The 8,225-nt window shown below is 31.7% G+C and carries 9 protein-coding genes and 1 pseudogene; 5 read left to right on the forward strand and 5 right to left on the reverse strand.

The features are described 5' to 3' along the window. The 3 genes and pseudogenes from ACIQZC_RS07185 to ACIQZC_RS07195 form a co-directional block, all read right to left on the reverse strand. A pseudogene (locus tag ACIQZC_RS07185) lies at nt 1-565 on the reverse strand (phospho-sugar mutase); the annotation flags it as partial. Nucleotides 566-629: 64 nt separating this feature from the next. Beyond that, entirely contained in the window at nt 630-1,571 is a 942-nt protein-coding gene (locus ACIQZC_RS07190) for a glycosyltransferase family 2 protein (protein WP_396138556.1), read from the reverse strand. Between the two features lie 4 nt (nt 1,572-1,575). Then, nucleotides 1,576-2,103 (reverse strand): DUF4199 domain-containing protein, encoded by a 528-nt coding sequence (locus ACIQZC_RS07195; RefSeq protein ID WP_396138557.1) that lies wholly within the window; start codon nt 2,101-2,103, stop codon nt 1,576-1,578. Nucleotides 2,104-2,329: 226 nt separating this feature from the next. Between ACIQZC_RS07195 and ACIQZC_RS07200 the strand changes: the two genes are divergently transcribed. From ACIQZC_RS07200 to mtaB, 3 genes are all read left to right on the forward strand, one after another. Continuing rightward, nucleotides 2,330-2,578 carry a type B 50S ribosomal protein L31 gene (locus ACIQZC_RS07200; protein WP_396138558.1) on the forward strand — a complete coding sequence of 83 codons (249 nt, stop codon included), beginning with the start codon at nt 2,330-2,332 and terminating at the stop codon, nt 2,576-2,578. Nucleotides 2,579-2,681: 103 nt separating this feature from the next. Next, nucleotides 2,682-3,857 carry a GlmU family protein gene (locus ACIQZC_RS07205; protein ID WP_396138559.1) on the forward strand — a complete coding sequence of 392 codons (1,176 nt, stop codon included), beginning with the start codon at nt 2,682-2,684 and terminating at the stop codon, nt 3,855-3,857. 452 nt (nt 3,858-4,309) lie between these two features. Beyond that, the gene (gene mtaB / locus ACIQZC_RS07210) at nt 4,310-5,638 is read left to right on the forward strand and encodes a tRNA (N(6)-L-threonylcarbamoyladenosine(37)-C(2))-methylthiotransferase MtaB (protein ID WP_396138560.1); all 1,329 of its coding nucleotides are present in this window, start codon (nt 4,310-4,312) and stop codon (nt 5,636-5,638) included. A gap of 38 nt (nt 5,639-5,676) precedes the next feature. Here the strand turns inward: mtaB and ACIQZC_RS07215 are convergent, their stop codons facing one another. Continuing rightward, the gene (locus ACIQZC_RS07215; RefSeq protein ID WP_396138561.1) at nt 5,677-5,958 is read right to left on the reverse strand and encodes an N-acetyltransferase; all 282 of its coding nucleotides are present in this window, start codon (nt 5,956-5,958) and stop codon (nt 5,677-5,679) included. A gap of 51 nt (nt 5,959-6,009) precedes the next feature. On the opposite strand from ACIQZC_RS07215, the gene ACIQZC_RS07220 reads away from it, so the two are divergent. Then, nucleotides 6,010-6,669 carry an alpha/beta hydrolase gene (locus ACIQZC_RS07220; RefSeq protein WP_396138562.1) on the forward strand — a complete coding sequence of 220 codons (660 nt, stop codon included), beginning with the start codon at nt 6,010-6,012 and terminating at the stop codon, nt 6,667-6,669. A gap of 7 nt (nt 6,670-6,676) precedes the next feature. Continuing rightward, entirely contained in the window at nt 6,677-7,567 is an 891-nt protein-coding gene (locus ACIQZC_RS07225; protein ID WP_396138563.1) for a lytic transglycosylase domain-containing protein, read from the forward strand. A gap of 47 nt (nt 7,568-7,614) precedes the next feature. Here the strand turns inward: ACIQZC_RS07225 and ACIQZC_RS07230 are convergent, their stop codons facing one another. Then, nucleotides 7,615-8,130, reverse strand: a complete 516-nt coding sequence (locus ACIQZC_RS07230) for a DUF2892 domain-containing protein (RefSeq protein WP_396138564.1) — start codon at nt 8,128-8,130, stop codon at nt 7,615-7,617. Nucleotides 8,131-8,225 lie beyond the last annotated feature (95 nt).

The raw sequence follows: 8,225 nt of genomic DNA on the forward strand, positions 1-8,225 counted from the left end.
TAATTTCGCTGTATTTCAACTCTTCAATTATCTTTATAATTTCGGCATCTTGAGGTGGAACTAATTGGCCACCATCTTGCCAATATACTTTGTAACCGTTGTATTCTGGCGGATTGTGAGAAGCAGTTAATACAATTCCTGCATGGCAATTCAAATAGCGAACAGCAAAAGATAATTCTGGTGTTGGGCGCATTTCTGAAAACAAATACACTTTAATTCCGTTTGCCGAAAAAACATCGGCAACCACTTTTGCTAACGTATCACTATTATGACGGCAATCGTATGCGATGACCACTTTTAAAGGTTCGTTTGGAAACGATTTGTATAAATAATCTGATAAACCTTGTGTGTTTTTTCCCAAAGTATATTTGTTGATACGATTAGTTCCAACACCCATAACACCGCGCATTCCGCCTGTTCCAAACTCTAAATTTTTATAGAAACTTTCTTCCAATTCTTTAGGAGCTGAAGTCATCATTTCTTTGATTGCGTTTTGAGTTGCTTCGTCAAAAGTTGGGGTTAACCATTCGTTTACTTTATTTAAAATACTTTGTTCGATATGCATTTTTAATTTTAATAATGAAATTTAGTTTGTGATTAAACTTGAGGTCAAAATTTGTGATCTCAAGCTATAATACTTCTGAAATCTTATAACGCTCTTCGTTATTTTTGGTTCGTAAGATAATTTCGCCCAGAAATCCTGCTAAGAATAATTGAGTTCCAATTAGCATTGCGGTTAACGACAAATAAAATTGTGGTCTCTCTGTGATTAATCTTCCTGAGGTATTGATGAATAATTTGTCAATTCCTAAATAGAAAGCGAATAAAAATCCAATTACAAACATGATAGAACCCAATAATCCGAATAGGTGCATAGGTCGTTTTCCGAATGTAGAAATAAACCAAATCGTAATCAAATCCAAGAATCCATTGATAAATCGGCTCATTCCAAATTTAGAATTTCCGTATTTTCTGGCTTGATGAATTACTATTTTTTCTCCAATGTTTGAAAAACCTGCATTTTTTGCCAAAACTGGAATATAGCGGTGCATTTCACCCGAAACTTCGATATTTTTAATAACAATATTTTTGTAAGCTTTTAATCCGCAATTAAAATCGTTCAAATAAACGCCTGATGTTTTTCGAGCCGCCCAATTGAATAATTTAGATGGAATATTTTTGGCTACAACAGAATCGTACCGCTTTTTCTTCCAACCCGAAATCAAATCATAATTATCTTCGGTGATTAAACGATATAACTCTGGAATTTCATCGGGACTGTCTTGTAAATCGGCATCCATAGTAATGATAACATCACCTTGAGCTTTATCAAAACCAGCGTGTAATGCTTGCGATTTTCCATAATTTCTTAAAAATCGAATGCCTTTTACATTTGGGTTTTCGTTTGAAAGATTGGTAATAGTTTGCCAAGAAGCATCAGTACTACCATCATCAACAAACAGGATTTCATAAGAAAAGTTATGTGTATTCATCACTTTTACAATCCAATGGTGTAATTCAGGTAACGATTCTTGCTCGTTTAATAATGGGATAACTATGGATAAATTCATTGAATTATAATACAGGTTTGTTTTTTTTGAAAATTGCAGCAAGAATTAATCCAAATACAATTGAACCTAGTAATGATTTTAAAATACCATATAATAAACCTAATGTTGAAAATTGAGGCATTTCTTTCATATCATCAATGGCTTTTTTAATTTCAGCTGCGGGAACATTCCATTTTTGTAAATTTTCTACTTGAAAAGTGATAAGTGCTTCATGGATTAAGTCTCTTGTCGCAGTATCAATAACATTAAATAAAACAATTGAAAAAGAAGTAGAAATTAATATACCTATCAAAGAAGCTATAAAATACCCAGTGAATCCTTCTTTAAAAGTCATGAAACTACCTAAGCTTTTTCTCAATTCAATTAACTGAAAAACACCAATTGTTAGAAAAACAAGCATTACAGTAACACCTAGCCAAATATTGATGAATAAGTTGTAATCAACAACATACATTGATATAATATAAAATACACTGAATAATCCACCGATTACTCCAAATTTAATTCCGTTCTTTTTAATAATTTCGTTCATAGTTTATTTAGGTTTAATTAATTTACAAATATAAGAATTCTTCTCGTTACTCTATAAGAGATGAAAAATAAAAAAAAGTTACAGAAACATTGGTAAATTAAAAATAAAATGTAATTTTGCACCCTAATTAAAAAGTTTATAAACAAAAAGGTTATAAAATGTTTACACCTTTAGCACACTAAAGCCGCGAAACATAGTATAATCGCTTAATAAAAAGATTTACAAAATGAGAAAAGGTATTCACCCAGAAAATTACAGATTAGTAGCTTTTAAAGACATGTCAAACGAGGATGTTTTTATTACTAAATCTACAGTAGAAACTAAAGAAACAATTACTCACGAAGGTGTTGAGTATCCAGTTTTCAAAATGGAGATTTCTAGAACTTCTCACCCTTTTTACACTGGTAAATCTAAACTTATTGATACTGCAGGACGTATTGATAAATTCAACAGCAAATACGCTAAAAAAGCTTAATAATTTATTGCTTTTTCAACATAATAAAAAAGCTTCACATTTTGTGAGGCTTTTTTTATGGAATAAATTGTATTTTTGATATTTAGAAATAATAAAATTATAAATGAACTATATACTTTTTGACGGAACCGTTCGCAATGCGTTACTTCCTTTTACGTTTACTCGTCCTGTGGCGGATATTCGTATTGGAATATTAACCATACGTGAAAAATGGGAAAAACACCTTGGTTCAACTACAACTACTTTGACAGAAGAGTATTTGATGGAGAAATATCCAATGGTTGAAATGGAGCAAAACATCATGATCAATGCTTCGTTTTTACCAAATGCTATTCTAGTTGATTTAATTCAAAATTTGGAACAAAATCAAGCAGTGGTTTTTGGTGATGAAATCGTTGCTTTTTATACAAATGACACCCAAGAGGAAGTAAATTTTGAACAATATGATTTGGTTGTTTATGAAGGCGAATTTTTGCGCATCGAAAATACATGGGATATTTTTTCTAAAAACGATCGTGCGATTCGAGAGGATTTTGAATTACTTACGGAAGATAGAGTGTCGCAGCCAATTCCTAAATCAGTAAATGTAATTGCACCAGAAAATATATTCATTGAAGCAGGAGCAAAGCTTGAATTTGTAACTCTAAACGCTTCAACCGGTCCTATTTACATCGGAGCTAATGCAGAAATTATGGAAGGTTCTGTTATTAGAGGTCCTTTTGCTTTATGCGAATCAGGAAGAGTAAAGTTGGCCACAAAAGTATATGGCGCCACAACTGTAGGTCCGCATTCAGTGATTGGTGGTGAAGTTAATAATTCGGTTTTATTCGGATATTCTAATAAAGGGCATGATGGTTTTTTAGGAAATTCGGTTTTGGGTGAATGGTGTAATATTGGTGCTGATTCAAATAATTCCAATTTAAAAAACAATTATGAAGAAGTACGCCTTTGGAGCTATGAAACTGAAGGATTTGCAAAAACCGGTTTGCAATTTTGCGGATTAATGATGGGAGATCATAGTAAATGCGGTATCAATACGATGTTTAATACCGGAACAGTTGTGGGAGTTTCGGCGAATATTTTTGGTGCTGGATTTCCAAGAAATTTTGTTCCTAGCTATTCTTGGGGTGGTGCTTCTGGGTTTTCGACCTATATAACAAGTAAAGCATTTGAAACTGCAAAAATTGTTATGGCAAGAAGAAATGTTGAATTTACCCATCAAGATGCTGCAATATTAACCCATGTATTTGAGGAAACTAAAAAGTACAGAAAAGAATAAGTCGTTTTTATATACGAATATTTCTTAATTTTATACGTTTATTGAATGGTGTAAATCGTTTAAGACTAAAGTATGTAAATTTGTACTATAAAATAAGATTTTTAGTTCTGTAGGGGGAATTTAAGAATTTTTTAAAAAGCTTGACTTTTGTCAAGCTTTTTTTTAGACTAAAAAACAAACGCTAATTACTCATTATTAACGTTTGTTATCTATAATAACACGATTATACCTTAAAAATCAACATTAATTTAAAAGTATTAATACTCCGAATAATTATTATATATCTTTACACTATTAAAATAAGATTTTTAGTTCTGTAGGGGGAATTTAAGAATTTTTAAAAGGCTTGACATTCGTCAAGCCTTTTTGTTTTTTATTTTGGTACTTTATTTTTTGTCCGTAGATTTGCGGCTCAATTTTTTGACAACGATTTCATTAATTGAACTTTACTTATGGAAAACAAAAAAAAAGTAGCATTCTACACTTTAGGATGTAAACTAAACTTCTCAGAGACTTCAACGATTGCTCGTGATTTTCAAAATGAAGGTTTTGAACGGGTTGATTTTGAAGAAATTGCCGATATTTATGTAATCAACACTTGTTCGGTAACTGATAATGCCGATAAACAATTCAAGCAAATTGTTAGAAAAGCATTGAAGCTGAATGATAAAGCGTTTGTTGCGGCTGTAGGATGTTATGCCCAATTAAAGCCTGAAGAACTCGCTGCAGTTGATGGCGTTGATTTAGTATTAGGTGCTACCGAAAAATTTAAAATTACGGATTATATTAACGATTTGTCAAAAAACGATAGAGGAGAAGTGCATTCTTGTGAAATCGAAGAGGCCGACTTTTATGTAGGAAGTTATTCAATAGGCGATCGAACGCGCGCATTCTTAAAAGTGCAAGATGGTTGCGATTATAAATGTACCTATTGTACCATTCCTTTAGCTAGAGGAATTTCTCGAAGTGATGATTTAGAAAATGTATTGAAAAATGCATTCGAAATATCCAAACAAGGCATCAAAGAAATTGTGTTAACAGGAGTAAATATTGGCGATTATGGCAAAGGTGAATTTGGAAATAAAAAACACGAACACACTTTTCTAGACTTAGTAAAAGCTTTAGACGAAGTAGAAGGAATTGAACGTTTGCGAATTTCTTCCATCGAACCTAACTTACTAAAAAACGAAACTATTGATTTTGTATCTAAAAGCCGAACTTTTGTTCCGCATTTTCACATTCCATTACAATCGGGATCAGATGCTATTTTAAAGAAAATGAAACGTCGCTATTTACGCGAAGTATATACTGATAGAGTTACAAGAATTCGCGAAGTAATGCCACACGCTTGTATTGGAGTAGATGTTATTGTTGGTTTTCCAGGTGAAACCGACGAACATTTTTTAGAAACCTATCATTTTTTAAATGATTTGGATATTTCTTATTTGCATGTCTTTACGTATTCCGAACGTGATAATACAGAAGCAGCAGTTATGGATGGAGTAGTTCCTTCTAATGTGCGCTCGAAAAGAAGTAAAATGCTCCGCGGACTTTCAGTTAAAAAACGAAGAGCATTTTATGAAAGCCAAATTGGATCCAATAGAACGGTTTTGTTTGAAAGTGAAAACAAAGAAGGTTATATTCATGGTTTTACCGAGAATTATGTAAAGGTTAAAACGCCCTGGAATCCTGAACTAGTCAATACACTACACGATATTAAATTAACCAAAATTGATGAAGACGGAAGCGTAAGATTAGAATTCATAAACGTTGAAGTATAAAAAAATCCCAAGTTTATTAAACTTGGGATTTTTTCGATTTAAATCATTAACCCTGGAGGCAGTAGCTCTCGATATCTTCTATTTTTCCTAAAAAAACTAATAAATTTTGCATTAGTAGGAACTACTTTTAACTTTCTTTCTTCGGCAATACCTAAGACATGAATGATAAAATCGTTGTGCACTACTTCGTCTACATTGGCATTCGCGCAAAATTTTGTCAAAAACAATTTTCGTTCTTGTATAGAATATTCAATTGCCACTAAACCAGTAGGGGTAATAATTTCAAATTGTCTTAAAAGTTCATTATCTTTGATTTCCATGAAAACAGCAATTAGAGTGCAAATTTACGAATCTTTTTCCACATTGAAGCTATGAATAAAATCCCTGTTTATTTTATGCCGGGTTTAGCGGCAGGTCCTTCAATTTTTGAAAATATCAAATTGCCTGAAGAACAATTTGAGATGTATTTTTTAGAATGGTTTTTACCCATTGAAAATGAGTCTATTGAAAGCTATGCATTACGAATGACTCAAAAAATAACACATAATAATCCAGTATTAATAGGGGTTTCTTTTGGAGGAGTTTTGGTGCAAGAAATGGCAAAAATCATTCAAACGGATAAAGTAATTATTATTTCAAGCGTCAAAACAAATAAAGAATTTCCATCGCGTTTTAAAATTGCTCGAAACACAAAAGCATACAAGTTAATTCCTACCCAGCTATTAGCAGATATTGAAAAATTAGTAAAATATGCTTTTGGAGATAATATTGTTGCAAAAAGAATAAAGTTATACGAAAAATATTTATCGGTTCGCGATAAACATTATCTTGATTGGGCAATAGAGACGATTTTGTTTTGGAATCCAAAAGTAGTTAACCAATCAATTATTCATATTCATGGAGATGCTGATGAGGTTTTTCCTATTAAACATATAAAAGATTGTATTGTAATAAAAGGCGGAACTCATATTATGATCTTAAATAAATTTAAATGGATGAATGAAAATTTAGCTAAATTGATTTTAAACTAAAGTAACAATGAAAAATATAAGAACAAAAAAGAGCGTTATAATTCTATTAACAATTGTCTTAGCTGGTTTCTTGCTATACGGTGTTGTTTTTGATCGATCAAAATATGCGCCAATGGGGTATAGTTTGCAAATGGATTTTGCTGGTGAAGAAGTGCCAACGTTTATGGCAGATGTTCAAGAACGATTGGACAAAGAAATGATTACTAATATGAATTATCATACCAATACAACATTGGTAATTAAAAGAGCAAACAAAGTTTTTCCTATTATAGAACCTATTTTAGCAAAATATGGTGTGCCCGACGATTTCAAATATTTAGCTGTGATTGAAAGTAGTTTAGTCAATGCGGTTTCTCCAGCCGGTGCAAGAGGCGTGTGGCAATTCATGCCAGCAACAGCAAAGGAAAAAGGAATGGAAGTGAGCGAGCATGTGGACGAACGCTATCATTTAGAAAAATCAACAGAAGCAGCTTGTAGGTATTTACTTGCTGCTAAAGAAAAATTTGGTTCTTGGACTTTAACCGCAGCATCTTATAATGGTGGTATAGGCGGAATCAAAAACAAAATGGAAGAACAACAAGTTGATAATTATTATGATTTGTTGTTAATTGAAGAAACCTCGCGTTATGTTTTTAGAATTTTAGCTTTGAAAGAAATCATGAAAAATGCAGGTAAGTATGGTTTTTCTATTCCAAAAGAAGCGTTGTATTATCAAATTCCTACTAAAAAAATTATCGTAGATTCATCCATTACCAACTTAGCTACTTTTGCTAAAACTCAAGGAGTGAACTATAAAATATTGAAATTGCACAATCCTTGGTTGCGCGATAAAATGTTAATTAATGATTCTGGAAAGAAATATGAAATTGAAATACCTACATCTGGATATTCAAAATAAAAAAAGCACCTGTGCAGGTGCTTTTTAGTTTGAGTAAAATGACTGAATTACATTTTCTTCATTTGATCCTTCATCATTTTAATTTGATCTTTTAGCATGTTTTGTTTGTCCAGCTTTTTGGCTTCATTTATTAAATTAGTCGCTTCAATTTTTCTTCTGCGCGTCATAGCAATACCAGCTAATTGAAGTTTTGCTAAAGCTAAATCTTGATCCATAGACAATCCAAGAGCAATTGCCTTTTTAAAATAACGCTCCGCTTCGTTTAGATTGGTTTGCGAAACCATCAAACCGTGCAAATAATTATAATAACCTTGTTGTTTTTTTATCAGAGCAGCTTCTGGGTTTTTTATATGCGATAACCATTTTTGAGCTCCCGGAAAATCTTGTTTTCGTAACTTTAAAAAAGCCAATAAAATAAACTCATTTTTAAAGTATAAGAAAATAAAAATAGTAGATAATAACAATAAGAAGATTCCATTTCCAATTTCGTTTTCGGTAAATTGATAAATTCCAAATGCGATTATTAAAGCGGCTAAAACTAATTTGATATTTTTATGAAACATAATATTATTTTTTGTTGGATACAAAGGTAATAAAATCTATTAAAAATATTTTTAAAAAAGTACTTGCGAATGAAAAAAGTCTTTGTATATTTGCA

The sequence above is a fragment of the Flavobacterium sp. genome (assembly GCF_044338735.1).
In the GTDB taxonomy this organism is placed as follows: domain Bacteria; phylum Bacteroidota; class Bacteroidia; order Flavobacteriales; family Flavobacteriaceae; genus Flavobacterium.

Excerpts from the sequence above, each read along its gene's own strand:
- ACIQZC_RS07190 (WP_396138556.1), bottom strand. The coding sequence starts at position 1,571 with ATGAATTTATCCATAGTTATCCCATTATTAAACGAGCAAGAATCGTTA.
- ACIQZC_RS07195 (WP_396138557.1), bottom strand. The coding sequence starts at position 2,103 with ATGAACGAAATTATTAAAAAGAACGGAATTAAATTTGGAGTAATCGGT.
- ACIQZC_RS07200 (WP_396138558.1), top strand. The coding sequence starts at position 2,330 with ATGAGAAAAGGTATTCACCCAGAAAATTACAGATTAGTAGCTTTTAAA.
- ACIQZC_RS07205 (WP_396138559.1), top strand. The coding sequence starts at position 2,682 with ATGAACTATATACTTTTTGACGGAACCGTTCGCAATGCGTTACTTCCT.
- mtaB (WP_396138560.1), top strand. The coding sequence starts at position 4,310 with ATGGAAAACAAAAAAAAAGTAGCATTCTACACTTTAGGATGTAAACTA.
- ACIQZC_RS07215 (WP_396138561.1), bottom strand. The coding sequence starts at position 5,958 with ATGGAAATCAAAGATAATGAACTTTTAAGACAATTTGAAATTATTACC.
- ACIQZC_RS07220 (WP_396138562.1), top strand. The coding sequence starts at position 6,010 with ATGAATAAAATCCCTGTTTATTTTATGCCGGGTTTAGCGGCAGGTCCT.
- ACIQZC_RS07225 (WP_396138563.1), top strand. The coding sequence starts at position 6,677 with ATGAAAAATATAAGAACAAAAAAGAGCGTTATAATTCTATTAACAATT.
- ACIQZC_RS07230 (WP_396138564.1), bottom strand. The coding sequence starts at position 8,130 with ATGTTTCATAAAAATATCAAATTAGTTTTAGCCGCTTTAATAATCGCA.